The sequence below is a fragment of the Paenibacillus sp. 2TAB19 genome (assembly GCF_052115185.1).
Lineage (GTDB): Bacteria > Bacillota > Bacilli > Paenibacillales > Paenibacillaceae > Pristimantibacillus.
In genome coordinates this window covers 43,139-69,306 of record NZ_JBFRGE010000016.1, presented here as the reverse complement: position 1 = coordinate 69,306, position 26,168 = coordinate 43,139, and the positions used below count along the sequence as shown (strand labels likewise).

At 49.3% G+C, this 26,168-nt stretch carries 26 protein-coding genes and 1 pseudogene; 18 read left to right on the top strand and 9 right to left on the bottom strand.

What is annotated here, in order from left to right; all coding sequences use genetic code 11:
* Positions 1–29: 29 nt before the first annotated feature.
* From AB4Z33_RS09810 to AB4Z33_RS09795, 4 genes are all read left to right on the top strand, one after another.
* A complete protein-coding gene (locus tag AB4Z33_RS09810; RefSeq protein ID WP_442049789.1) occupies positions 30–665 on the top strand; it encodes a GNAT family N-acetyltransferase in 636 nt (211 codons plus the stop codon).
* A 21-nt stretch (positions 666–686) separates the two neighbouring features.
* Positions 687–1,361 (top strand): GNAT family N-acetyltransferase, encoded by a 675-nt coding sequence (locus AB4Z33_RS09805; protein WP_442049760.1) that lies wholly within the window; start codon positions 687–689, stop codon positions 1,359–1,361.
* Positions 1,358–2,134 (top strand): MBL fold metallo-hydrolase, encoded by a 777-nt coding sequence (locus AB4Z33_RS09800; protein ID WP_442049759.1) that lies wholly within the window; start codon positions 1,358–1,360, stop codon positions 2,132–2,134. The genes AB4Z33_RS09805 and AB4Z33_RS09800 overlap by 4 nt, the downstream gene beginning before the upstream one ends.
* Positions 2,135–2,564: 430 nt before the next feature.
* Positions 2,565–4,550, top strand: a complete 1,986-nt coding sequence (locus AB4Z33_RS09795) for an endonuclease MutS2 (protein ID WP_442049758.1) — start codon at positions 2,565–2,567, stop codon at positions 4,548–4,550.
* Positions 4,551–4,628: 78 nt separating this feature from the next.
* Here the strand turns inward: AB4Z33_RS09795 and AB4Z33_RS09790 are convergent, their stop codons facing one another.
* The 6 genes and pseudogenes from AB4Z33_RS09790 to AB4Z33_RS09765 all read right to left on the bottom strand — a co-directional run bounded on the left by AB4Z33_RS09790 (position 4,629) and on the right by AB4Z33_RS09765 (position 9,211).
* On the bottom strand, positions 4,629–5,204 hold the full coding sequence (locus tag AB4Z33_RS09790) for an anti-sigma factor (protein ID WP_442049788.1): 576 nt from the start codon (positions 5,202–5,204) through the stop codon (positions 4,629–4,631).
* Positions 5,205–5,264: 60 nt separating this feature from the next.
* A pseudogene (locus AB4Z33_RS09785) lies at positions 5,265–5,339 on the bottom strand (zf-HC2 domain-containing protein); the annotation flags it as partial.
* Positions 5,340–5,364: 25 nt separating this feature from the next.
* Complete coding sequence (locus tag AB4Z33_RS09780; RefSeq protein WP_442049757.1) at positions 5,365–5,943, bottom strand: sigma-70 family RNA polymerase sigma factor; 579 nt, start codon at positions 5,941–5,943, stop codon at positions 5,365–5,367.
* Between the two features lie 183 nt (positions 5,944–6,126).
* Positions 6,127–6,813, bottom strand: a complete 687-nt coding sequence (locus AB4Z33_RS09775) for a plastocyanin/azurin family copper-binding protein (RefSeq protein ID WP_442049756.1) — start codon at positions 6,811–6,813, stop codon at positions 6,127–6,129.
* 17 nt (positions 6,814–6,830) lie between these two features.
* Positions 6,831–8,414 (bottom strand): plastocyanin/azurin family copper-binding protein, encoded by a 1,584-nt coding sequence (locus tag AB4Z33_RS09770; protein WP_442049755.1) that lies wholly within the window; start codon positions 8,412–8,414, stop codon positions 6,831–6,833.
* Between the two features lie 158 nt (positions 8,415–8,572).
* A complete protein-coding gene (locus AB4Z33_RS09765) occupies positions 8,573–9,211 on the bottom strand; it encodes a thiamine diphosphokinase (RefSeq protein WP_442049754.1) in 639 nt (212 codons plus the stop codon).
* Between the two features lie 228 nt (positions 9,212–9,439).
* Here AB4Z33_RS09765 and AB4Z33_RS09760 point away from each other — a divergent pair, with 228 nt between their 5' ends.
* Both AB4Z33_RS09760 and AB4Z33_RS09755 read left to right on the top strand, forming a co-directional pair.
* Entirely contained in the window at positions 9,440–10,078 is a 639-nt protein-coding gene (locus tag AB4Z33_RS09760; protein WP_337101497.1) for a trimeric intracellular cation channel family protein, read from the top strand.
* The gene (locus AB4Z33_RS09755; RefSeq protein WP_442049753.1) at positions 10,065–10,556 is read left to right on the top strand and encodes a low molecular weight protein-tyrosine-phosphatase; all 492 of its coding nucleotides are present in this window, start codon (positions 10,065–10,067) and stop codon (positions 10,554–10,556) included. The genes AB4Z33_RS09760 and AB4Z33_RS09755 overlap by 14 nt, the downstream gene beginning before the upstream one ends.
* 305 nt (positions 10,557–10,861) lie before the next feature.
* Here the strand turns inward: AB4Z33_RS09755 and AB4Z33_RS09750 are convergent, their stop codons facing one another.
* The gene (locus AB4Z33_RS09750; RefSeq protein WP_442049752.1) at positions 10,862–11,602 is read right to left on the bottom strand and encodes an alpha/beta hydrolase; all 741 of its coding nucleotides are present in this window, start codon (positions 11,600–11,602) and stop codon (positions 10,862–10,864) included.
* A 307-nt stretch (positions 11,603–11,909) separates the two neighbouring features.
* Between AB4Z33_RS09750 and pdhA the strand changes: the two genes are divergently transcribed.
* The 11 genes from pdhA (at position 11,910) to AB4Z33_RS09695 (ending at position 24,702) form a co-directional block, all read left to right on the top strand.
* On the top strand, positions 11,910–12,977 hold the full coding sequence (gene pdhA / locus AB4Z33_RS09745; protein ID WP_442049751.1) for a pyruvate dehydrogenase (acetyl-transferring) E1 component subunit alpha: 1,068 nt from the start codon (positions 11,910–11,912) through the stop codon (positions 12,975–12,977).
* Between the two features lie 20 nt (positions 12,978–12,997).
* Positions 12,998–13,975: an alpha-ketoacid dehydrogenase subunit beta gene (locus AB4Z33_RS09740; protein WP_442049750.1), complete on the top strand. Its 978-nt coding sequence runs from the start codon at positions 12,998–13,000 to the stop codon at positions 13,973–13,975.
* A gap of 58 nt (positions 13,976–14,033) precedes the next feature.
* Positions 14,034–15,356, top strand: coding sequence for a dihydrolipoamide acetyltransferase family protein (locus AB4Z33_RS09735; RefSeq protein ID WP_442049749.1), 1,323 nt, complete (start codon positions 14,034–14,036; stop codon positions 15,354–15,356).
* Between the two features lie 3 nt (positions 15,357–15,359).
* The gene (lpdA, locus tag AB4Z33_RS09730; protein WP_442049748.1) at positions 15,360–16,775 is read left to right on the top strand and encodes a dihydrolipoyl dehydrogenase; all 1,416 of its coding nucleotides are present in this window, start codon (positions 15,360–15,362) and stop codon (positions 16,773–16,775) included.
* Between the two features lie 159 nt (positions 16,776–16,934).
* The gene (locus AB4Z33_RS09725) at positions 16,935–17,378 is read left to right on the top strand and encodes an acyl-CoA thioesterase (RefSeq protein ID WP_442049747.1); all 444 of its coding nucleotides are present in this window, start codon (positions 16,935–16,937) and stop codon (positions 17,376–17,378) included.
* A gap of 53 nt (positions 17,379–17,431) precedes the next feature.
* Positions 17,432–18,388 carry a thymidylate synthase gene (locus AB4Z33_RS09720; protein WP_442049746.1) on the top strand — a complete coding sequence of 319 codons (957 nt, stop codon included), beginning with the start codon at positions 17,432–17,434 and terminating at the stop codon, positions 18,386–18,388.
* Between the two features lie 51 nt (positions 18,389–18,439).
* Positions 18,440–18,928 carry a dihydrofolate reductase gene (locus AB4Z33_RS09715; RefSeq protein ID WP_442049745.1) on the top strand — a complete coding sequence of 163 codons (489 nt, stop codon included), beginning with the start codon at positions 18,440–18,442 and terminating at the stop codon, positions 18,926–18,928.
* 228 nt (positions 18,929–19,156) lie between these two features.
* The gene (locus tag AB4Z33_RS09710) at positions 19,157–20,644 is read left to right on the top strand and encodes a glutamate synthase subunit beta (RefSeq protein WP_442049744.1); all 1,488 of its coding nucleotides are present in this window, start codon (positions 19,157–19,159) and stop codon (positions 20,642–20,644) included.
* A gap of 74 nt (positions 20,645–20,718) precedes the next feature.
* Positions 20,719–21,072, top strand: coding sequence for a hypothetical protein (locus tag AB4Z33_RS09705; protein WP_442049743.1), 354 nt, complete (start codon positions 20,719–20,721; stop codon positions 21,070–21,072).
* A gap of 50 nt (positions 21,073–21,122) precedes the next feature.
* A complete protein-coding gene (locus tag AB4Z33_RS09700) occupies positions 21,123–22,244 on the top strand; it encodes a hypothetical protein (RefSeq protein ID WP_442049742.1) in 1,122 nt (373 codons plus the stop codon).
* A gap of 172 nt (positions 22,245–22,416) precedes the next feature.
* Entirely contained in the window at positions 22,417–24,702 is a 2,286-nt protein-coding gene (locus AB4Z33_RS09695; RefSeq protein ID WP_442049741.1) for a DNA topoisomerase 3, read from the top strand.
* Positions 24,703–24,768: 66 nt separating this feature from the next.
* On the opposite strand, the gene AB4Z33_RS09690 is transcribed toward AB4Z33_RS09695, so the two are convergent.
* A complete protein-coding gene (locus AB4Z33_RS09690) occupies positions 24,769–25,503 on the bottom strand; it encodes an HAD family hydrolase (RefSeq protein WP_442049740.1) in 735 nt (244 codons plus the stop codon).
* Positions 25,504–25,658: 155 nt separating this feature from the next.
* Here AB4Z33_RS09690 and AB4Z33_RS09685 point away from each other — a divergent pair, with 155 nt between their 5' ends.
* Positions 25,659–25,796, top strand: coding sequence for a hypothetical protein (locus AB4Z33_RS09685; RefSeq protein ID WP_337101378.1), 138 nt, complete (start codon positions 25,659–25,661; stop codon positions 25,794–25,796).
* A gap of 68 nt (positions 25,797–25,864) precedes the next feature.
* Here AB4Z33_RS09685 and AB4Z33_RS09680 read toward each other — a convergent pair whose 3' ends face one another.
* Positions 25,865–26,089, bottom strand: a complete 225-nt coding sequence (locus AB4Z33_RS09680; protein ID WP_337101377.1) for a hypothetical protein — start codon at positions 26,087–26,089, stop codon at positions 25,865–25,867.
* Positions 26,090–26,168: the final 79 nt, after the last annotated feature.

Genomic DNA, 26,168 nt, shown 5'->3' with positions numbered 1-26,168 from the left:
ATACATTGAATAAGCAATTATACATTTTCATGAATGGCATTCCGAAACAAGCTACGATTCGTAATTATGAGGTTGCTGACTTCGATTCGCTAATCGAAGTTCAGCGACTATGCTTCCCGCCACCCTTTCCCGAAGAGTTATTGTGGAGCAACGATCAGCTCATCGAGCATATCGCAAGGTTTCCGAACGGGGCCTTATGCGCAGAAGTTGATGGTCGAATTATTGCTTCGATGACCGGGCTGATCGTCGATATGACCAGTTATGGTGATCATCACGATTGGGCAACGATTACCGATAACGGCTACATACGCAACCATAATCCGAACGGCGATACCCTATATGTCGTTGATATAGGCGTCATCCCTGAATACCGCAAGTCGGGGATTGGCAAGTGGCTGATGCAATCGATGTACGAGACGGTTGTACAGCTTGGTCTAACGAGACTGCTTGGCGGAGGCAGGATGCCGGGTTATGCGGCTAAAGCGCATGAAGCATCCCCTGAGCAATATGTTGAACGTGTTGTTCAGGGCGATTGGAATGATCCGGTCATTTCGTTTCTGCTTCGCTGCGGAAGAACGCCTGTTGGCGTCGCACATCATTATTTGGAGGACGAACAGTCTCATAACTGCGCCGCCATTATGGAGTGGCACAATCCATTTCACTGATTAAGGAGAGTTGCTGTCGCTATGCTTATTTATCATCGAATTACTTCCATAGAGGATCCCTATTTTAAGAAGCTGCACGAGCTGCTTCAAACGATTTTTCCGCCTGAAGAGGTTTTGGAATATGAGCTTTGGCGAGAGCCGCTCGAAGATCCGTCCATTCATGTCTATGCAGCCTTGCATGGAGAGGACGTTGTAGGCTCGACCGAATACCGTTACTATCCGTTGCTTCGGGTTGCCATGACTGATTTCACAATAATCGGCCGTCCATCGATGGGTATTGGACGTTTCTTGTATCGCAAGCGTGAAGTGGATTTGCAGCGACTCGCAGACCAATCCGGCACAACGCCGATCGGCATGTTCGCCGAGGTATATGATCCTTATCGAGCAGGCATCCATGAATTCGGAGGCGTGTCGCCAATGAATCCGATCGTTAGACGCGAGGTGCTGTCGCATATCGGATATAAGCGAATTAACTTCCCATATGTACATCCTTCTTGGGATCATGAGGGAAAAGCGGTGTCTGAGCTGGATCTATGCTTCATGCCGCAGGATGAGACATTGGAATCTCTTGATGCAGCACTAATTGCACAATTTCTTGAAGGTTACTATGTTGCTCTTCCGAATAAACCGCAGGAGTGGCTCGATATGATGGCGAAGCTGCGCGAAGCGGACAAAGTTGAGCTTCTGCCGCTATGACGAAGCTGATCTTCAGAGGTACGGGCGATGCAATGGGCGTACCGCGCGTATACTGCGGGTGTCCGGTTTGCGAAGAAGCGAGGTCGACGCAGGTGAATAAGCGATATCGCTCTTCTCTGCAAATCGTGGATGAAATTGCAGGTAATGTTTGGATCGATTGCGGACCGGACTGGGCAAGGCAGATGGAAGAGGCTGGAGCACGTCAGGTGGATGCCATCCTTATTACGCATGCGCACTTTGATCATATTGGCGGACTTGTCGAATGGGCGGATGCCTGCCGTTGGCTTGGGAAGAGGGGAGTCGCCTATTCACCGTCGGAAGTGATAGCGGAGATATTAGCTCGTTTTCCATGGTTGGCGACCCATATTGAATTTCGGCCATTCGATGAACCGATCACAATCGGCAATTGGCTTGCACGTTCCTGGCGCGTCAATCATGGGAAAAATGGCTATTCGTATGCATTTCGATTCGATCATAAGGAATCAGAAGCTGCATGGGCCTATTGCTCGGATTCGATTGGCTTGTCCGAACAGGAGCAAGAGCCGTTATTGGGGCTGGACTTGCTCATCTTCGGAACGAGCTTCTACGAAGAGCCTTACGCCTATGATACGCGTTCCGTATACGACGTAACGGAAGCGCTGGCACTGATCCAGAAGTGGAAGCCGGGGACAACCTATTTCACGCATATGTCTCATGATATTGATCTGCGGCATCCATATCCGTTGCCTCATAACGCTTCATTCGCGTATACAGGTCTTGTGGTTGAAGTGTGAGCAATCGGATTCGCTTGACAGACAAGCTAGTTTTTTTGTAAAGTAAAAGTATTACATGCCTAAAGGGGAAATTTTAATGATTACCGGTGTTCTTAACTCCTAAATTGGATAAGGTCGGATGTACGACAAGTCTTGTTACGCATATCAGTAAATCTGTATGCGCAAGGCTCTATTTCGTCATTCGCCGCCATGAGTTAAGAACATGAGGATTTCCGCCTGAATGCATTCGACAGGTGCCAATCGCCGTGCTCTAGCAGCACGGCTTTTTTTATACGGATTTTTACGAATAAGCACTCGTAGCGTTGTTTGCGTTACGATGGTTAGCTGATTCGTATTCTGTATGAAGGCTATGTCGGTCAATGGAGACAGGAATGGAACGCGCCCGCGTTCTGTTCCTGTCTTTTTTTTATTATAAGGAGGCTAACAAGCAATGAATGAAGCAACGTTGAAAAGATTAGAGTACGACAAAATCAAGGAATCGGTTATCGGTTATACGGTATCCGAAGCCGGCAAGGTGTTGGCAGAACGAATGAAGCCTAGCTCGGATCAGCGTCAAGTGGAGGCATGGCTGCAAGAGACAGCCGAGGCAACCGACCTTCTAGCGAGCGGCGCCAGTATTCCGCTATCGGCAATGGAAGGGATAGAGCCTTTCATGGCATTACTGGGCAAAGGAAGAATCTATAACGAGGCGGAGCTCGATCAATTGGCCGTATGGCTCACTTCCGTTGCTCAAATGAAGAAGTATATGAACAGCAAGCGACATATCGCACCGACGATTGCTGCCTATGCCGATTCCATGTTCGATTGTCCGGAGCTTAGAGAGGAGCTCGCCCGCTGCATTCGTTACGGTCAATTGACCGATCAGGCCAGTCCAGATCTCGCTTATATTCGCAGACATATTTATGCGGCGGAAGATAAGATCCAACGCAAACTGGAGCAGACGCTGAGCAAATATAAGTCGGCGCTACAAGAACCGATTGTGAGCAAACGACGGGATCGTTACGTCATTCCTGTAAAGCGAGAATTAAGGAAGCAGGTACCGGGTACGGTATGGGATGAATCTTCGAGCGGCCAGACGTTGTTCGTTGAGCCTAACGATGTATCTGATCTGCAGCAGGAGCTGGGACAATGGAAGGCTGAAGAGGATAGAGAACGGACAATCGTGTTGTCCGCGCTTTCGGAGCAAGCGGAAGCCTATGCTTATGAGCTTAAGCGCAACGTCGAAGCAATGGCTTCCTTTGACTTTATTACTGCAAGAGCGAAGCATTCCAGATCGATCGCAGGCAAGCGAATCAAGCTGGCGGATAAGCCGGTTATACGACTTGTCGGCGCTCGGCACCCTTTGCTCGGGGCACATTCCGTACCGTTAACCGCAGAGCTTGGCTACGGCTGGAAGCAGCTCATTATTACAGGACCGAATACCGGCGGCAAGACCGTAACTTTGAAGACAATCGGTCTGTTCGTACTAATGGTTCAATCCGGTCTGCTCGTTCCTGCGGAGGAAGGAAGCGAGATCGGCATCTTCCGGCACGTCGTGGCCGATGTTGGAGACGGTCAGAGCCTAGAGCAGTCGCTGAGCACGTTCTCTTCTCATATTACGGTGCTTAGTGAAATGCTCAAATGTGCAGCGCCGCGGTCAATATTACTGCTCGACGAATTGGCGGCAGGGACAGATCCGACTGAGGGCATTGCCCTGTCGATTGCCGTATTGGAGGAACTTATTGCGAGTGGTGCGCTTGCGGCTGCGACGACGCATTTTAACGAAATCAAAACCTTTGCTTCCGTTACGCCGGGTTGCCAAAACGGGAAGATGGCGTTTGACGCCGAAACGCTGCAGCCGCTGTATCGCTTGGAAATCGGGGAGTCCGGGGACAGCCATGCCTTCGCCATTGCCAGACGGTTTGGATTGCCGGAGAAAGTGATGAAACGGGCCGAGGTGCTGCTTTCTTCGAAAGAGACTTCAAGACAAAAGCAGGGTGATGACTTTATACCAGGCCTAAGAGAGAAGCTGCAGATGGAAGCAAGCAACAGAGCTGACGCAGCAGGGCAGAGTGCAGCTTCTAGTGCGGCGTCTAAAGAGAAAGTGAAAGAGACTAAACATGCCGATGCGTCTAGCAAACCTTCCATGCAGCCGTTCCAACAAGGCGACGCGGTATGGATTTATCCCCTTAAGCGGGCTGGAGTTGTCTTCCGTCCTGCGAACGAGAAGGGAGAAGTCATCGTTCAGGTACAAGGGAAGAAACATACCTTCAATCATAAGAGACTCCGGCTTTATATCGCGAAGGAGAAGCTGTATCCAGGTGAACAATACGATATGGATATCGTGTTCGACACGAAGGAGAATCGAAAAGCGAGACATCAGATGAATCGCAAGCATGTTGAAGGACTTGAGATTATTACCCAGGCAGAGGAATAGAGCGGTCCGATTAAAGAGAAGCAGCCCCTAAGGTCATAAACCTGAAGGGGCTGCTTTCTTCGATTAGGTGCTTATCCTTTAAATGGAGCCGAACTTTTTGTTGCCGCGGGGCTGGTCGCCTCGGTCGTCCGGTTCAAGGGTGATGCCGATCGAATCGAAGGTCAGGCTGTCTGACGCGATCGGCAGTGCCAATACGCCAATGCCCTGCTCATCAACGCGGAATGTGCCTGCGCTTCTCCTTTGACCGTCCTGTAACAGCCACACCTGATAAGCTTGCGAGCCGGCCGTAGCCTGCGCTCCGAATACATAGACGATGAACTGCTTGCTCTGACCGTTATTGACGATGCAGGCGACGCCATAAGCACGCTCTGCCTGCGAATCCTCCGGTTTCAATGAAACCAATTGCTCAATTTGCATTGCAGGAATGTCCAATGCTTGCTCCAAAGTAAGCGGGGCAGCCATCCGTTCCCGGTACAAGCCGTAATTCCAGACTGAGCCTGCAATAAAGACAAGAGCGGCGACCGAGACAAGGGCGCGGGTAATCCAACGCTTCGCAGAGGGACGACTGCTTGCCGGCTTTCGATCCCCGTCCGCGGCTAATGCTGCATCCATCACTTGTTTCTTCAAATCTTTCGGCGGTTCGATTCTTTCCATGCTATCGGGGAACGCCTCCCATACTAAACGAAGTTCATCGATTTCGGCCCGGCAGTCGGCACAGTTGGGAAGATGGCGTTCGAATGCTCGTTTATCTTCATCCGTGCACGCGCCGGATATATAATCCAGGCACATGTCGCAGATTAGTTTTTGCCCGTTGTCACGCATCATATCCTTCCCTTTCCGCAAGAAGATGCCTTCGTAATATTTTCAAAGCCTGATGCAGTCGGTTCTTGACCGTTCCGAGCGGCTGATTATAAATCTTTGCCAGTTCGCTTAAGCTGAAGCCCTGCCAATAAAAATGCTCAAGAAGCATAATTTGCTGCTTGGACAAATGCCGGTAAGCGTTGCGAATTTGCTCCTTCTGCGAGCCTCTCATGAGGTTTTCTTCCGGTGATACCGCAAACTCGTCCGGTATTTGCTCCAACTGCTCAGGCTCGAGAGGGACAAGCCCCGCATTATCTCGCCTTTCCTTCCGCTGATAGTCAATCGTCAGATTCCGGGTTATGGTGAGCAGCCAGCTGGAAAACCGCCCCTTATCGGGATTATAGTCTGATTCGGTCGTCCACAATCGTATGAACACCGATTGGACGATATCTCTAGCGGCCTGCTCATCTTTTAGCGCCTTCATGGTGAAGGAATAGATGAGTGAAGCGTATCGGTCGTATAAGATGGCGAGCGCTTTATGCTGTTTTCTCTTGATGAGCAGCATAATCTCATAATCGGATTGATTCCGCATATCAGGTGGCCTCCAGAACAGGCTTAAATAAATTTCATCTTACCAAAATAGAGGGAAACCGTTTACGGTTTCCCTCAGCTCAAATTCTAAGAATTTATAAGTCTTACCACTATATTCCCTTAGAATTCTCTGCGAAACGATTGCTTTTGCCGCCAGAGGACGGTGTCAGCCGTTTACGCTTAATTATTCGGCTTCGACGATGATCGTCCCCTTCATCGCCGGATGCGGCAGGCAATAATACGAAAACTCACCCTCTTTGGCGAAGGTAATTTCCTTGGCTTGATCCAGGTCGAGTTTTCCGGTATCGAAGGTTTTGTCATCGGCCGTAGCTGTGTGGCCGACTTCATCCTTATTGATGAACTTCACGCTGTCTCCCACTTTGACGGTTAGCTCTACGGGCGAGAAGGCGAAATTCACGATTTCTACGATATGCACCTGTCCTGCTGGCTTATCGGTTGGCGTTTCCTTCGCCGGCTGTGTCGCTGTTGGCTTTGGCTTCGGGGTTGCGGTTTGCTTGGGTGTTGTCCCGTTATTGTCCGCGTTGTCTTCCTTGCCGGACGAGTGTCCGCTTTCATGGGCATCGTCGGACGGTTTGGTTTTCGGCGAAGGCGCTATTTCCGTAGCGGGCGCGATCGTTGCTTCTTGCGTTTCTGCAGGGGCCTCGGTTTCCTTCGGGGCATCCGTATTGCTGTTCTGCTCCGGCTCTGCTTCGTCCGTCGTTTCCGGCGTCGGCTCCGTAGAAATAACAGGGGATGTGGTCGCCATATTCGCTTGCTGCTCTTCATGCTCATTCGAACCGCAAGCAGACAAGAGAATGAGACTGAACAAGCCGAGAAGGATGAGCGCTAATACCCGGGTATGTTTTGGCATGTTGTTATTCACTCCGCTCATTTTACGATGATCTGGCCTGTCATAAATTTCATATGCGGCTCACAAACATAATTGTACGTTCCGGCTTTATCCAGCTTAATCGTAAAGGATTCCCCTTTGGCAAGCAACGGGGTTTTGAAGATGCCGTCAAGCGCAACAGCGTTATGCTTCATGTCATCGAAATTTGTGAAGATGATTTGGGATCCGACTTCAACCGTCAGAGGCTCCGTTCCGAACGAAAACTCTTTAATATCGATGCGGTATGTTTTTACTTGCGGTGCCGTCGTGCCTGTAAACTTGGCAGGGTCAACGACAAACCACACTTTGTTAACATCTTGTCCCAGCATATCGCCGTGCTTGATGTCCTTGACGAAATAATACAGCGGATAGCCTTTATACGTCGTTTGCTTCGATCCGTCCGGGCGGGTAATGGAGCCGATATCGGAAGCGGGAAAGGTTGATATCGTACTTGCTCCCGTTGCCTCATAGGCAGGCCAGTTCGCGAGGCAACCGCCTTCGCATGCGCTCGTTTGTTTCGTATCTTTATCAAAGTAATACAGCGTGTGTCCTTCATCGTCCGTTAAGTAATTGCCAAGCTTCGAGGAGGTGCCGAGCATGACGGCATAGTCGGATTTTGCCACGAACCATACACCGCCGACAGCTTCGCCGTTCACGTCACCTGCAGCCAAATCCTTAACAAAGTAGTAGAGAGGCCATCCTTTATAAGTCGTTTGCTTGGCTCCATCGGAACGGGTAAGTACCGAGAAGTCATCCGGATTCAATTGACCCGGAATTTGCAGATCATCAGCGTAAAATATCGGCCAGTTTACAAGGCATTGATCCAAGCAGGAGTTCGGGTCCTCGGCATCCTTTGTAAAGAAATAAAGTGTACGCCCATTCTGGTCGGTGAAGAACGTTCCCAGCTTATCGCTGCGTTCAAGCAGAATTTGATTGTCGGGCAGCGCAGCGGTTGCCGCGATAACGCCTTTGGCCTTCAATTCTGCGAACAACGATGTTCCGCCGGTCGCAGTTACGTTAAGCGCCTCGACAAGCGCGGTTGCGATATGGGCATTCGTGAGGGAGGCCGTGCCCGCGATTTGCTGCAAGCCCTTCATTGAAGCGAATTGCTCCGTCTCTGCATAAGGGAAGTTCATCTGCGCCTTGAAGCCCGCGATCTCGAGCAAAACTTTGTACAGCTGTTGGGAGCTGATGCTGGCGGCCGGATCGAATTTCCCGTTGCCGATACCTGACCAACCGAGTTCCGGATGGTTCTTCAGGTATGCGAGTACAGCCTGATTTTTGTTACTGACCTGGCTTGCGTCAGAGAAGTTGCCGATACCGGTATAGGCCATGGCCTCATCCAATAGACCTTGAAGGCGAAGAGATATGATGGCGGCTTGCAGTCTGGTTGATTTTTTGGCTAAATACGTTTCATTCACGCCATTCCCGTCACCTAGTAGCAAACCAAGCTCAGCGGCGGTATCGGCATCGGTCTGTACGGTTCCTGCAGTTTGTTCTTCGGCTGATGCGCCCAAAGCGAGAATTGAGCTCATACATAGGATCAGAACAAATAAAGCGAGTGTCATTTTTTTTGCGTTCATTAATATACCTCCTATGGTTTTTAAGTGCGCAATACTGTCGTTTCCATAGGTAATAACGAACGAGGAGACAAATCGGTTTGATCGTCAGCTCATTTATTTGATATTTTTATTGAGGAAAAGATGTAGCTGATAATGGATTGTAATTATCTCCCAAGTACTTAATCACGGCTCTGTATGATGAGCAACTTGCCCTCTCTGAACGAAAGGATGCCGGTTTCATCCAGTAGCACGTTACTAATCCCGAGTGACATGCCGATTGAAAGTGTCGCTTCCGCAAGCGGGTATTGGAAACCGCGAAGCGTAATGCCGGTTACCTCCATCGACAGCGGCAACAATGACACATTGGCGAAGTTCCTTTTATGAACCGTTGTCACCGTGGACGCAAGGTAAATGATATTATGCTGATCAATAATCGAGGCATGAATGCCGAGCTCATCAGCCAGCGCCAGCAAGTGTACATTCGCCAGCGAATGGTCGAATCTGGTGCCAAGCGCGCCAAGCAAGACAATCTCTTGCGGCTTTAAGTCAAGCGCCAGTCGAAAGGCCATTTCGGTGTCGGTGAAATCTTTGTCGATCGGGTCGCAAGCAATCGTCTTCGTGCTTTGTTCACGAATGGCTGCTAAGTCCGAATCGCTGACGGAATCGAAATCGCCAATTGCAATATCCGGTCGAAGTCCGTGTTGAACGAGAAACCTGGCTCCGCTATCTGCCCCGATCAATAAATCGCCTTCAGTTATATGTTCAAGCGCCCAATCTCCCAGCAAGCCGCCCGTAAAAATGATGATTCGATGACTCATCTCGCTCTTCCTTTCCGTAAGCCTGAATACGTACATTATAAGCCCGTTTACCAGTATATCGCTATGTGCTGGGCAAAAACTACTCAAAATTGCATAGGTTGTACCATAAAGTTAGACAAAAGGCGAAATTTGTCGTTGCGTAACGGAATGGTCGGGGCTAAAATGGGGAAGGAAACTACCGAGCTGGCTCGGTGCAATGGACGGGAAGAGGGGCGTATAGCAGTGGATATGGATATTTTCGGCATATTCAGCATCATCGGTACGATTGCGTTCGCAGTCAGCGGCGCGATTGTTGCGATGGAGGAGGAATACGACATCTTAGGCGTATTCGTTCTTGGATTGGTGACCGCTTTCGGAGGGGGCGTTGTCCGCAATCTGTTGATCGGCATGCCGGTTACGGCGATATGGAATCAAGGCTCATTGCTTAAGATAGCGATCATAGCGATGACGATTGCTTTCCTATTGCCCGTTAAGTGGATTCAGCATTGGCGGAAAAGCGAAGCGTTTTTCGACGCAATTGGATTGTCAGCGTTCGCTATTCAAGGTGCGCTATATGCAACTCAAATGAAGCATCCGCTTAGCGCAGTGCTTGTCGCTGCTATGATGACAGGGATCGGCGGCGGAATCATTAGGGACGTGCTCGCAGGACGCAAGCCGCTTGTATTAAAGGATGAAATATATGCCGTATGGGCTATGCTGGCGGGCCTTGCAATAGGTCTTGGCTGGTTCAAGTCTACACTCGAACTGCTGATCTTATTCGTTATAATTATTGGATTCCGAATGTTATCCGTATACTTCAAGTGGAAACTGCCGCGACGTTCGCTTAAGGCAAGAATCATCGAGGAGGGAACTTATGACGAAGGTTAACGTATTGTTCGTATGCTTAGGCAATATTTGCAGGTCTCCAATGGCCGAAGCGGTTATGAGACATCAAGTAAAGGAAGCGGGACTGGACGGCGTGATTGAAGTAGACTCAGCCGGCACCGGGGATTGGCATATCGGCCATCCGCCGCATGAAGGAACGAGAAAACAGCTGGATGCCCATCGTATCTCGTATGAAGGCATGAAGGCCCGACTCGTGAATGATAACGATTTCGGTCAATTCGATTATATCGTCTGTATGGACAATAATAATATTCGGGACGTTAGAGCGTTGCTGGAACGTTCAGAAGTGAAGCGGGAAGAACGCAAGGAGTTATTCACATTCATGGAGCTGTTGCCGGAACGCGGCTTCGCCGATGTGCCTGATCCATATTACAGCGGAAACTTCGATTATGTCTATGAATTAGTGGAGGCAGGCTGCCGACAGTTGCTTACTAAAATAAAGACTGATCTTTCATTGTAAGGGATAGACTGTCCACTCATTCGTCATCCGAATCTTACCCAATCGTACACTCTCTTAGAGATGTCCTAGCCTTATGAATGGATTTTGTGCAGTCAAAAATCTAGGAGCGAGAAAATATCAGGGTTAACAGACCAATGGGACCAATTAGACTGTATGAAATACAGGCAAAATGTTATTTCAATAGGAGAGAGTTCAGGTGCTTCGGACTTGGGAATTGAACGATCAACAATGAATCGACTGTCTCATAGATACAGAAAATGCTCGTTGTCGTAACTGACAGCGAGCATTTTTCGCGTAACAATCCGCTATTCCACTTCGATAAAATAACTAAGCGCCTGACCGACTTCCTTCTGCCAGAATCCCCATTGATGCTTGCCGTCCTTCTCCTCATAGGAGATAGATGCCTGCTTGGATTCCAACAATGCCTTTGCATTACGGTTCAGCGCAACGAAATCGTAAACGCCGCGATCCGTCGTTTCATAAGCGGTTTCCTGCAGGCCGACAATCATGTATATGGATAATCCGCGAAGATCGGTCTCGTTCGCAATTAGGCTTTGGGAATAGGGGTAATAGGCGCCGGACAATGAAATGACTTTATTGAACAGATGAGGATAGTTTAGTGCCAAGTGAAGAGACACCGTACCTCCAAGCGAATCGCCTGCTAGAATGCGTGCTTCCCGATCTCTTCTCGCTGCGAACCGCTCTTCGATGAAAGGGACAAGCTCCTCTGCGAAAAATGTCGTGTACGCGGCGAACCGTTCGCCATCCGGCGAATATTCCTCCGTGCGCTGTTTCTTATCTACATCAACACCTACAATAATGAACGGTTCAAGACCTTCATCGAGAATGAGCTGCGTCGAAGTTGTCGCAATGCGTCCGAAATTGAAGAAGTCTTCGCCGTCCTGGCAATAGACGACGGGGTAGCTGAGCAGCTCGTTATAGCCTGGCGGGAGAAAAACGCGCAAATTGCGCGCTTGCTCGGGCAAGTAGCGGCTTGCCACCGTTTCTTTCACTATCGTTCTCTTCAAATAACGTTCATCAGTCATCGTAATAAATTCCTCCTTATTTAATCGCCTGGCAGTTTCACCGTTTGAATGGAATGCAGCCGATGTGGGTAAACAATAGTAAGGTAAACATAGGTGAATCGTCTATTCCCGTTCTGTTGTATTATTCTGTTACAGTCCAAATTATTATCTGTAGCATATACAATTTCTTAACAGAATGATGATAATTAGCGAAAAAACAACGGTTTTTTTGTTTTTTGCTTTGACCATTTTCGTTAAACAGGTTTATAATAATTCTATAACAGAGGTAAACGATTTTCAAATATTTCAATTGAGGTGAGCGTTCAAAATGAGCAAATTGCCATACGAAGTTCAAACGGAACCGGTAACGCCGCTATCCGTGCTGTCACTCGAAGGAGAAGTTATCGACGAAAGCTTGCTTCCTGACCTGACGGATGAGCAGCTTAAAGAAATTATGTACCGCATGGTATTTACCCGTACTTGGGATGAGCGCGCCGTCAACCTAGGCCGTCAAGGCAGACTTGGTTTCTACGCTCCGGTATCCGGACAAGAAGCTTCGATGATCGGCAGTGAGTATGCACTTAATAAAGACGATTTCATTTGCCCAGGCTACCGCGATATGCCGCAATTGGTATGGCATGGTTTGCCATTGTACCAAGCATTCTTATATTCCCGCGGACATCAGCACGGCGGACAAATTCCGCAAGACGTGCATGTTCTTATGCCGCAAATCATTATCGGCGCACAAATTTTGCACGCGACTGGCGTTGCAATGGCGTTTAAGAAAAAGAACGAGAAACGCGTAGCGATTACGTATACAGGCGACGGCGGTTCGTCGGAAGGCGACTTCTACGAAGGTCTTAACTTTGCCGGTATTTACAAGCTTCCTGCGATCTATGTCGTTCAAAACAACGGTTACGCGATTACGACACCTTTCGCTAAGCAGACGGCAGCATTGTCGGTTGCACACAAAGCGGTTGCAGCCGGTATCAAAGGCGTGCAAGTAGACGGCATGGACGTTCTTGCCGTAATCAAAGCGGTTAGAGAAGCTGCTGAACGCGGACGCAATGGCGAAGGCGCTACTTTAATCGAAATGTTGACGTACCGTTTCCGTCCGCACTCCTTGGCGGATGACGCGACGAAGTACCGTACGAAGGATGAGGAAGCTGAGTGGGCACTAAAAGATCCGCTTGTGCGCTTCGGTAAATATTTGGAGAAAAAAGGCCTTTGGACGGAAGAAGATACAACTCGCGTAAAAGAAGAAGCGAAAGCAACGGTTAACGAGCATATCAAGAAAGCGGAAGCAGTTGAAAAAATGACCGTTCCAGGCCTCATCGATTCGATGTTCGAAACGACGCCGCAGCATCTTGAAGAGCAAAAAGCCGATTTTCAATAGAAGAGGAGGATCAGACGACCATGGCTCAAATGAATATGTTGGAAGCGATTCGCGACGCGATGCGCACAGAATTAAAACGTGATTCGAACGTTCTCATCTTTGGCGAGGACGCTGGTAAGGTCGGCGGTGTATTCCGCGTAACGGAAGGACTGCAGGAAGAATTCGGAGAAGATCGCGTGTTCGATACGCCGCTCGCGGAATCCGCAATCGCAGGTATGGCAGTCGGTATGGGTATCCAAGGATTCCGTCCAATCGCCGAAATTCAATTCGTAGGCTTCATCTATGAAGCGCTCGATCAAATGTTCATTCAAGCGGCTCGCATGCGTTACCGTTCGGGCGGCCGTTACAACTCGCCAATCGTATTCCGTACGCCATTCGGCGGCGGCGTTAAAGCGGCTGAGCTGCATACCGACTCCCTTGAAGGTCTAGCGATTCAAACGCCGGGCATCAAAGTTGTTATCCCTTCGAACCCTTATGATGCGAAGGGCCTTATGATCGCGGCTATTCGCGACAATGATCCGGTATTTTTCATGGAGCATCTTAATTTGTACCGTGCGTTCAAAGCGGAAGTTCCAGAGGGCGAATACACGGTCGAGATCGGCAAAGCGAACGTTGTACGCGAAGGCAGCGACGTAACGATCATTTCTTACGGCATGATGGTTCATACAGCTGTTAAAGCGGCCGAAGAGCTTGAGAAAACAGGCGTGAAGGCAGAGGTTATCGATCTTCGCACGCTGCTTCCGCTTGATATCGATACAATCGTTGCATCGATTCAGAAGACGAACCGTGCAATCGTTGTACAAGAAGCACAGAAAACTTCTGGCGCTGCTGCTGAGATTATTGCGCAAATCAATGAAAAAGCGATTTTGCACCTGGAAGCGCCAGTGCTTCGCGTTGCAGGACCGGATACCGTTTATCCGTTCGCACAAATCGAGGACACTTGGCTTCCAACGACGGGACGCATCGTAGCGGCCGTTCAGAAAGTGCTGAACTTTTAGAACTTGTAAAATATAGCTTGCTTGCATAGTGAGTTTGACATTGAGGAGGATGCGATCGGTGGCTAAATTTGAATATCGTTTCCCAGAGCTCGGCGAAGGATTGCACGAGGGCGAAATCGTTAAAGTGCATATCAAGGTCGGAGACACGGTAACTGACGATGATATTATTATGGAAGTCCAAAACGACAAGGCGATCGTAGAAGTGCCTTGTCCGGTTAACGGCAAAGTAGTGGAAGTTCGTATGAAGGACGGCCAAGTATGCCATGTTGGCGAGGTTGTTGCGATTATTGACGCGGAAGGCGACTTGCCTGAGCAAGCAGCTCCTGCAGCAGAAGCGCCTAAGGCAGAAGCGGCGCCAGCGGCAGCTCCTGCAGCTGCACCTACGCCAGCCGTACAAGCGGCTCCTGTTGCTACTCCATCCGCTGAAGCGCCTAAAGCGACTGGCGGACTTGTACTTGCAACACCTAGCGTACGCAAGTTCGCTCGTGAGCAAGGCGTTGACTTGACACAAGTAAACGGCTCTGGCAAAAACGGACGTATCACGCGTGATGACGTTACTGGATTCGGCGGCGCAGCGGCAGCTCCTGCAGCAGTAACTGCTGATGCAGCGGCACCTGCTGAACAAGCAGCACCTAAGAGCGAAGCGAAAGCAGCTCCAGTTGCTTCCGGTACAGCTTACCGTCCAGAAGAGCGCGTACCGTTCAAAGGCATTCGCAAAGCAATTGCGAACGCGATGGTTAAATCGGTATACACAGCGCCTCACGTTACAATCATGGATGAAGTAGACGTAACCGAGCTTGTTGCGCTTCGTGCAAAATACAAGCCATATGCAGAGAAAAAAGGTTCGAAGCTTACGTACTTGCCGTTCATCGTGAAGGCGCTTGTGGCAGCATGCCGCCAGTTCCCGATTATGAACGCTACGCTTGACGAAGCTAATCAAGAAATCGTTCTGCGCAAGTACTACAACATCGGTATCGCAACAGATACAGACAACGGCTTGATCGTTCCTGTTATCGAAGACGCGGACCGCAAAAATATTTTCATGGTAGCTGACGCTATTCGTGACTTGGCTGTTCGCGGCCGTGACGGCAAGCTTAGCGCGAACGAGCTTAGAGGCAGCACCATTTCGATTTCGAACATCGGTTCGGCTGGCGGCATGTTCTTCACGCCGGTAATCAACTTCCCTGAAGTTGCGATTCTTGGCACGGGCCGTATCTCCGAGAAACCGGTAGTACGTAACGGCGAGATCGTAGCGGCTCCAGTTATGGCATTGTCGCTTAGCTTCGACCACCGTCTCATCGACGGCGCAACCGCACAAAACTTTATGAACTACATCAAACAGCTTCTGGGCCAACCTGAACTGTTCATTATGGAGGTATAAGACATGGTAGTTGGAGATGCTTCCCTAGATATTGACACTCTAGTCATCGGCGCAGGTCCTGGCGGTTATGTAGCGGCAATTCGTGCCGCTCAGCTAGGCCAAAACGTCTTAATCGTGGATAAAGAATATGTAGGCGGCGTATGCTTGAATGTAGGCTGTATTCCGTCGAAGGCGCTCATTTCCGCGTCGCATCAATATGAGTCGATCAGCCACGCTTCCGCTTTCGGTATCGAAGTAGGCGAGGCGAAGGTTGACTTCACTAAAGTGCAAGAATTCAAAAACGGCATCGTCAAAAAATTGACGGGCGGCGTTGCATCGCTTCTTAAAGCGAACAAAGTTCAATATTTCCAAGGCGAAGTGATGTTCATCAACGAAAACGAAGCTCGCGTCTTCAACGATCAAGAAGCGCCGCGCTACCGTTTCAAGAACTGCATCATCGCTACTGGTTCACGTCCGATCGAGCTGAAAGCATTCCCGTTCAGCGGCCGTATCGTATCGTCGACAGGCGCATTGTCCTTGCCAGAAATTCCGAAGAGCCTTGTCGTTATCGGCGGCGGCTACATCGGTATCGAGCTTGGCCAAATGTACTCCAAGTTCGGCACGAAAGTTACGGTTATCGAAGGCTCTGACGCGATCCTTCCTGGCTTCGACAAAGATATGTCCTCGATCGTTGCGAAGAAGCTGAAGAGCACGAATGTCGACATCGTTACCGGCGCACAAGCGAAGAGCGCAGAACAAACAGACAAAGACGTTACAGTCACTTACACGGTAGGCGACAAAGAAGAGAAAGTAACAGCTGATTACTTGCTCGTAACCGTTGGCCGTCGTCCAAACACGGATGGCGAGCTTGGTCTTGATCTGATCAACATGAAGATGTCCGATCGCGGTCTTGTCGAGGTTGATGCACAATGCCGTACGAGCATTCCGCACATCTACGCAATCGGCGATATTATCGCTGGACCTGCACTTGCTCACAAAGCGATGTACGAAGGCCGCGTCGCAGCTGAAGCGATCTCGGGTCTGCCTAGCGTCATCGATTACAAATGCGTACCTGCTGTTTGCTTCTCCGATCCAGAATGCGCAAGCGTTGGACTTAGCGAGAAAGAAGCGAAGGACAAAGGCCATAACGTTAAAGTGGGCAAATTCCCGTTCGCTATCAATGGCCGCGCTATGTCGCTTAACGCTAACGAAGGTTTCGTGAAGCTCGTATCCGATGCTGACTCCGGCCTTGTTCTTGGCGCACAAATTATCGGTATTGAAGCTTCCAACATGATCGCAGAGCTTGCTCTGGGCATCGAGATGGGTGCTACGCTTGAAGATATCGCGCTTACGATTCACGCGCATCCAACGCTTGGCGAGATCGTCCTTGACGCTGCTGAAGTGGCGCTTGGTCACCCGATCCATACGTTCATCAAATAATAAGCTATATAATCGTTGCTTATTCGTAATAATAGAGGTCACGCGGCAGCTTCTGCCGTCGGGGCCTCTTTGTGCTTTACAAGGCCAATACGAGTGCCAGAAGGGATGGGATCGTTTGTGGAACCGGCTACTAGGAAGGCAAGTGAATCGCGAACCATCATGACACAGCTCATATTCCCGCTTGATACGAACCATCATGAGACGATGTTTGGCGGCAAGCTGATGGAATATATGGATAAGGTTGCAGCGATATCCGCCATGCGCCATGCGCGCAAGCAGGTAGTAACTGCTTCGACGGATAGTCTCGATTTTTTGGCGCCGATTCGGGTTGGAGAGGTCATAGAGGTTGAAGCATTCGTAACATGGACGCATCGCAGCTCGATGGAAATATACGTTACTGTGGAGTCAGAAAATTTGTATACGGGTGAGCGTAGGAAGACGGTTACCGCATTTTTCAACTTTGTTGCGCTTGGGCCAGATGGAAAACCATCGCCCGTTCCAGCTGTCATTCCGGAGTCTGAGGAGGAGCTTAGCCTTCATGCTTCTGCGCCAGAGCGTCATCAGTTGCGGCGTAAACGAAAGCAGGACAGAGATCGCAATTAATGATATAATATATGATATTTTGCAGTTGGGTTGAGAAGAGGGGGCGAATCGAAATGAGCAACAACGAGCAAGCCTATCTGACGCTGCTAAGGGATGTTCTTTCCAGCGGCACGAAGAAGGAAGACCGCACGGGAACGGGCACGATTTCGACTTTCGGTTATCAGATGCGTTTTGACTTACGTGAAGGCTTTCCGCTAATAACGACAAAACGAGTTCCGTTCCGCTTAATCGCGAGCGAGCTTTTATGGTTTATAAAGGGTGATACGAACATCCGTTATTTGCTTCAGAACAACAATAATATTTGGAACGAATGGGCGTTCAAGAGATGGATAGAGAGCAGCGCTTATATTGGACCTGATATGACGAACTTCGGCTTGCGCTCGCAGACGGACGAAGCGTTTCATATGTTGTATACGGAGCAGATGGATATCTTCAAGCGCAATGTGCTTGAAGACGAAACATTCGCTGCTGAATTCGGCGAACTCGGTGATGTATACGGCAAGCAATGGCGGCAATGGAAGACAACACAGGGCGAGACGATTGATCAGTTGAAGGATGTCATCGATACGATCAAGCGCAATCCCGATTCCAGAAGGCTAATCGTATCGGCTTGGAATCCGGAGGATATCCCGACAATGGCTTTGCCGCCATGCCACACGATGTTCCAATTCTATGTAGCTGACAGCAAGCTGTCTTGCCAGCTGTACCAACGAAGCGCGGATATTTTTCTTGGCATTCCGTTCAATATCGCCAGCTACGCGCTGTTGACCCATATGATTGCGCATGAATGCGGCCTTGAGGTCGGAGATTTCATTCATACGCTCGGCGATGCGCATATTTACAGCAATCATATCGAGCAGATCGAACTGCAGCTAAGCCGCGAGCCACGAGAGCTTCCGAAGCTTATACTGAATACGGACAAAAAATCGATATTTGATTTCGAAGTCTCCGACTTAAAGGTAGAAGGGTACAATCCGCACACGACGATTAAGGCTCCAGTAGCCGTCTAGTGCTTTAATAAGGAAGACGATCGCGTATTTCATTAGAGAGGGGCAGCTTCGATGTCTATAACTTTAATTGCTGCCATGGACCGCAATCGTGCGATCGGCATTGAAAACCGCATGCCGTGGCGCTTGAAGGCAGAGATGGCTTATTTTACAGCCAACACAACGGGCAAGACCGTACTTATGGGCAGAAAAACGTTTGATTCGATTGGCAAACCGCTTAAGAACCGCAAAAACGTTATTTTGACTAGGCAAGCCGATTATATGCAGGAAGGCTGCGAGATTGTTCATTCCGTCGAGGAAGCGCTTGAGAAATATCGTGGCGATGAGTTGATGGTTATGGGCGGTGCCGATATTTATGAGCAGTTCCTTCCATTTGCGGACAAGCTGCTACTAACGGACGTCGAAGCTGACATCGAAGGAGCCGATGCTTACTTCCCGTCGTTCGATGAAACAGAGTGGCAAATGACCAAAGGCGAACATAAACAGAAGGATGAGCACAATACGTATAACTTCACATTTTGTACTTATTTACGTAAGCAGTAGCAATTTTTATCGGGATCACGTATACTTTTTACGAACGTTATGTAAGATAGTGCAAATGATTGTGCGTATAATCCATTAACGTCCTTGTGACAGAAATGCTAGGATGTTTTACAATAGTATATAAGCACACTAAAAAGTTTGTAGTTGAATATTTGATTATTTCCCGATATAGTTTTAAAGAGAATTGTTAAGATGGTAAACGGAAATTTGGATGGAGGAAATGCGATCATGTCTACACCTACTGGTTTTATGGAATATCAACGCGAATTGCCGGCCGATCGCGACCCGCTGGAGCGCATCAAGGATTGGCAGGAATTTCATAAGCATTTCTCGGATGAGCAGTTGAAGACGCAAGGCTCGCGCTGCATGGATTGCGGCACGCCTTATTGCCATACGGGAATGGAACTGGCGGGCTCCGTATCGGGCTGTCCGGTTAACAATCTCATTCCAGAATGGAATAACCTCATTTATCGTGGCCTATGGCGTGAAGCGCTTGACCGCCTGCATAAAACGAACAATTTCCCCGAGTTCACAGGCCGCGTATGTCCAGCGCCTTGCGAAGGTTCCTGTACAGTCGGCCTTATTGGCGACGCTGTAACGATTAAGACGATCGAACAAGCTATCATTGACCGCGGCTTCGAAGAAGGCTGGGTCGTACCGCAGCCTCCGAAGATGCGTACGGGCAAACGCGTAGCTGTCGTTGGTTCCGGCCCTGCCGGTATGGCGACTGCCGCACAATTGAACAAAGCGGGTCACACCGTAACGGTATACGAGCGCGCAGACCGCATCGGCGGATTGCTCACTTACGGTATTCCTACCATGAAGCTTGAGAAACATGTCGTTCAACGCCGCGTTGATTTGATGGAAGCGGAAGGCGTTGAATTCGTAACGAACACGGAGATCGGCAAAGATATTACCGCCAACGAGCTTGTGGAGAACTTTGATGCTGTCGTATTGTGCGGCGGATCGACTCGCGCTCGCGACGTTGAGATCGAAGGCCGCGATTTGAACGGCGTTCATATGGCAATGGACTATTTGAACGGCACGATCAAGAGCTACTTGGATTCGAACCTGGAAGATGGCAACTACATTTCGGCCAAAGACAAGGACGTTATCGTCATTGGCGGCGGCGACACGGGTTCAGACTGCGTAGCAACAGCTCTTCGCCACGGCTGCAAGTCAGTAACGCAATTCGGCACGCATGCGAAAGCTCCGCTTGAGCGTGATCAGATCAATAACCCTTGGCCGCAATTCCCGAACGTCTATACGCTTGATTACGCGCATGAGGAAGCGAAAGCGTTGTTCGGCGAAGATCCGCGCGCATTCTCCGTCTTGACGAAAAAATTCGTTGGCGACGAGAATGGCCAATTGAAAGAACTTCACACGGTTCAAATCGAGCGTACGGTTGATGAGACTGGCCGCAAAATATATAGCGAAATACCTGGCACCGAGAAAGTATGGCCTGCTGATCTCGTATTCATCGCAGTCGGCTTCGAAGGTCCAGAGAAGCCGGTAATCGAGCAGCTCGGCGTTGAGCAAGACCGTCGCACGAATGTGAAAGCAGCTTACGGCAAATACAAAACAAATGTGGACAAAGTGTTCGCAGCCGGCGATATGCGCCGCGGCCAAAGCTTGGTCGTATGGGCAATCAACGAGGGTCGCGAAGCGGCTCGCGAGGTTGACAAATATTTGATGGGATCATCGATGCTTCCTTAATAAGAGGCTTGTGATATCATGTATACAGATAAGCGCCTTCGGGCGCTTTTTCTCTTGCAGGGCAACAGCTGGACATGCCAATTAAGTTAGATTGCGGGGTAATTAATGTGATTAAGTATGGATTGGATCGAGTGACGGAGCTGCGTTTTCATACGATTAAGCCGATGATTGAACGCCGGGATGATCAGTGGATCGATATTACGCTTCGCTTCGAGCTTGAAGCTACTACACCTATTCCTGATGATCTGATCGATTTCACAGCACTGGTTATCTGCACGCATAGCGGTGCTATTGCGCAGATCGTACCGCAAGACGAAGGCTGCGACTGTGAATATCAATTCACGGTAGGGGAGAAGGAGCAAATAACGAATTTTGTAAACCGCACGGATATTCAAGGGCTCATTCAAAAACTAAGCTCCCCATCGTAAGGAAAGTTGTGGTAAAATCGGTATGAGTTGATGCGAAGGAGCGATTAACGATGCCGGCCGAGGAAGCTTTGGTTGTTTCTCCGACTGATGTTAGAAACATTCGCAGCTATGTTCAACATAAGTATTCTTCAATGCCGCAGGAGCAACGGGCGGAGATCGTTGCTGATGCCGTTACTCGTATCATACATAAGCAGTTGCCTGCATTCGAAGAGTCGGTCAAACGATTGATTACTTCCGAGTTGATTCGAAGCGCCGTTATGGAACAGGGACGACCGGTTAAGGCAGATGATATTTTCGACGCTTGCTTGGCATTGGATCGCAACGTTGCCGCCATAGCGGGGCCATTCCACGAGTGGATAGAGCATCAATTGAACGTTCAATGCGATTCGGAAGTAATGGGGCGTGTGTTGGACAAGCTTGCTCATCCAAGCATGGAGAGCGATACGCACGCAGACAGCTTATGGACTCAGTTAAGGGCCGAACTTGCCACGCATTCGTTGAGGCAGCATCAAATTGCGGAGACGATTGAACCGGCTGAGGTGATCTCGCTTCCGAGTTCAGCGTTCGAGCTGATCAAGAAACGGATTGAACGACGCAATCTGACGTATTTATCGCTTTGTATCATTTTAGCTGTAACGTCCGTATTGTACGCTTGGTCATTGTCAAGGCCGTCAGTTGGTCAGATGCTGCCGCCGGTTGCGACGAATTCCGTACAGAAAGTCGAGATGGCCGCAGGCGGGCTGCCGATGGAGCTTCGTTATACGCCGATTAATGAGGATATGCTTATTCGCTACTTAGAGACGAAATCATCCGTACTTGCGGAGCAGCCTTACTTCGATGCGATTATTGATGCCGCTCATGCATTCGATATTCATCCGATCCTGCTGTTCGCCATAACAGGGCAGGAGCAGGGCTTCGTTCCTAAGACGAATAAGCTAGCTGACGAGATAGCGAACAATCCTTTCAATGTGTTCCATAGCTGGAAGGAGTACAATACGACGATCCATGATTCGGCAGAGATTGCGGCCAGAACGGTCTTCAATAAAAGCAAGGACAGACCGGAGGATGCCGATGCGTTTACTTGGATTAACCGCAAGTATGCCGAGGATCCGAATTGGGCGGATGGCGTTCGATCGATATTCGGCACGATTACCGCTTATGTCGAAGACTAAAAAATACTAGCTATTATAGGATTTTATAGCCTATTATTCAGGAATGAACCTGATTCGGATCAAGATCCGATCAGGTTTTTTTCTTGAGAATAGGTCGCAAAGTGATGGCGAGAGCCGACGATTATCTGTAAAATAGGTAAAAGAATGATCGTAATGAAGGAGCGATTCTGTATTGAAGACGTTAATTATTGCGGAAAAACCCGATATGGGAAGAAATATAGCGGCCGCAATAGATCCGAAGGCGAAAAATCACCGTTCCTACATAGAAGGAGAGCATTATATTATTACGTGGGCAATTGGCCATCTTATCGGGCTTGCCGAGCCTGACGCTTACGACGATCGGTATAAAAAATGGAATATTAATGATCTGCCTATAATACCGGACAAGTTCAAGCTCATACCGAACCGGAAAACGATGGACCAGCTCAAGGTGATCGCCGATCTGGCGAAGCGCAGTGATAGACTTGTTAACTCATGCGATGCAGGGCGGGAAGGTCAATACATCTTCTCGCTCATTCAGCGCCACCTGAAGCTCTCGCAGCCGGTAAAACGGCTTTGGATATCGGACTTGACGCCTGAGACAATCAGGAAGGGATTCGAAGAGCTGCGCGAGGGCTCAGAATATGAAAACCTGACGAAGGCGGCTACGGCTCGAAGCGAAGCGGACTGGCTGATAGGCATGAACGGCTCAAGGGCTTTCACGACAAAACATAATGTGTTGCTGTCCGTCGGACGCGTACAGACTCCGGTGCTTGCTCTGATCTATGATCGGCAGAAGCTGATTGAGGCGTTCTCATCGCTGAAGTTTTTCGAATTAGAAGGGCACTTCGCCCAAGGGGAAATGACATATCGCGGGATGTGGCAGGGCGAGCGAATGACCGATAAGGAGAAGGCTGACGCTTTAGCTGCCAAGGTGAAAGGTAAGCCTGGGCGGATTGCTTCCTATGAGGTAAAGGATACGAAGGAATACCCGAACAAGCTGTACGACTTGACGCTGCTCCAGCGTGAAGCCAATGGCAAATACGGATTCTCGGCAAAAAAGACACTCGACGTCGCTCAGGCTCTGTACGAGAAACATAAAGTGATCTCCTACCCGAGGACGAACTCCAATTATGTGACCGAGCAGAACATTCCGGAGATGCATAAAACGTTGAACGCGCTGCAAGGGACAGCTTACGATGAATTCGTGAAAGGCGCAAATCGCGGCCTCGTCCATAAAGGGAATAAATTCATCTGCAATCCGAGCAAAGTGGAAGACCATCATGCCATATTGCCGACTTACCGCAAGGCAAACGGATTGAACCCGGATGAGCAGAAGTTGTATGATTTGATCGTGCGCCGGTTTCTGTCGCAATTCTATCCTGCAGCTGAATATAAGGTGCATACGGTCATTACAGAGGTTGAAGGCGAGAACTTCAAGACGACAGTGAAAGAGCTGCTCAGCTTAGGCTGGAAAGTGATCTACGCCGATCAGAAGAAGGACAAGCCTAAGACGACGAAGGGTAAAGAAAATGAAGAAGCCGAGGATGAAGAAATCGAGGTCAGCGAGCCGTTCTCGATATTAGCGAACGAAGGTGTCACTTGCGCCGACGCCATTGTGAAGGAAAAGGATACGCAGCCTCCTAAGCATTATACGGAGGGTACGCTGCTGAAAGCGATGGAGAGCGCCGGCAAGCAGATCGAGGACGATGATGTGCGAGATGCGATGAAGGACTCGGGTCTAGGCACGCCGGCTACACGCGCGGCTACAATCGAGCGACTCAAAAATGTCGGTTATGTCGAAATGCAAGGCAAAAAGATTCTTATTACACAGAAGGGCCGTACGGCCATTGAATTAATACGCGGTGCCGGAATCGAACTGCTAACTTCACCGGAAATGACCGGGATGTGGGAGCGTCGTCTGAATGAGATCGCTAGAGGCTCAGCTTCGGATCAGCAGTTTATGGACAATGTTAAGAAGTTCGCTACGATGATTGTCGATAAAGTGCGCGTACAGTCGCGGGCGAATAAAAACTCGTTCGAAAGCGAAGCTCCTGCTCAAAGCAAAACTACAAGAAGCAAAGGCAAGTCCGGAGGAGAACAGTCTGCATCCGCTTTAGGCGGTTCACGCGCTCGTTCAGCGAGTGCGAAGTCCTCATCCGGATCAAAGGGCGGTGTTGCCGTTCAATCCCCATCTGCGGCTTCTGAGCCGTCTGTAATCGGTGTATGTCCAAGTGCCGGATGCGGAGGGTCGATCTTCATGGGGCGGAAGGGCTACGGCTGCTCGCATTATAAGGAAGGCTGCAAGTTCGTTATTTGGAAGGAAAGCTACGGTCGAAGCTTAACCGACGGTCAAGTGAAGTCATTGATTGAGAAAGGCAAGACGACGAAGCTAAAGGTGACCCTTGCGGATGGAACCCAGACGGAGGGCCGAATCGTATTAAGAAATGAATCGACCGGAGAATTAGCAATCGAATAAGACACAATAGAGGCCGTATGGTTAGGAGGAAAACACCTAATCATACGGCCTCTTCGTATCTACAGTCTACCGTCCAATGTAGCGATGAATCGTATCCGGCACGTCCTTAAGCTGATCGAGCGTGAAGAAAGCGCCTTTCGGTTCGACGTCTATATTGATGACGTTATATTGCCATTCCGACTTGGCTTTCATATGGATGGCATGGATACCTGCAGTCAAGGCAGGCACAACGTCCGTGCGAATCGAATTGCCGACCATCCATGTTCGTTTGCGGTCGAAGGGACCTTCAGACAATATGGTCTCCAGCGCTTCACTATTCTTCAATCGACGAATATAGATGCGCGAATCGAAATAGCGCTCCAACTGCAGCTTCTCGATCTTGCGCCGCTGGATTAGCATCTCGCCGCCAGTATATAAGTGTAGCTCATGGCCGGTATTAGCCAGCTCATACAGCGTCTGCTCCATGTTCGGATAAGGCTCATTGTCATGCTCATACACGCTTAATCCGAGCTTCCATAGCAAGTCCTCTTCTGACTTGGAGCGTCTGCGTCCGCTCAAGTTACAGAAATGAACATAGGTGTCAACGAACGACTGCGGAAAATGCTCGCTCTTGAAGCCGAACACCGCAACGCCGGCAATATCAATCTCGGTCTGCTTGTCTCGAATGGCATCGGCTGTAATGTCAGGGAAGCCTTGGAACCATGTAGTCATCGCATCGACGAATTGATCGACAACGAGATAAAAATATTTGTTGCAGTGAATAAGCGTATCGTCCAGGTCGAACATAATTTGTTGCTTCATAGGGAGCGTCTCCTTTGTAGGGCGATTGGCTGCTGTATGAACAATCTACCGCAATGAAGACGCAGAGTCAATGTAACGATGTTTATTTATGGGAGGGTTATGATTTCACATAAATATCCAGCTATATTCGCATAATGATACTGGAGGTGATAAGCATGCCATTCAACAAAAGCAGCAAAACGAAGAATCAGCAAAATCATTCCAGCTTCCGCGAGCAATCGATAACGCTGAAATCGGAGAAGTTCGCAAAGAGGCCGCCGAGCTTGAACGGGATTAATAAACAGTTGCCTTAACGGGGATAGAAGGTTTCGCGAAAAGGAGAGGTTAAGCACCTCTCCATCCGCGTTCTATAGATTAGAAATTAAGCGTATTTGAGCTGCGAGGCAGCAAGCTGATTCTTAATGAAATCGATTCTTCGACGTACATAAAAGTCTAGGCTGTCACCCTTCAAGTCTCTCGGAGCGATCACCTCCTCTGCGTTATTGTCTATAATGACAAGCCGCCCGTCCGGGTAGAACTTAAAGGTTAGGTCGCGATAAGGGCGTCCTTTCTCTACATAACGGTAATTTTCGCAAAGTTTTTTCATGATGATCGATCCTCCTTAAATGATTTGTAATTTATACGCAATTAAGAACATTTGTTCTTGTTTTCATTATACCAAACAT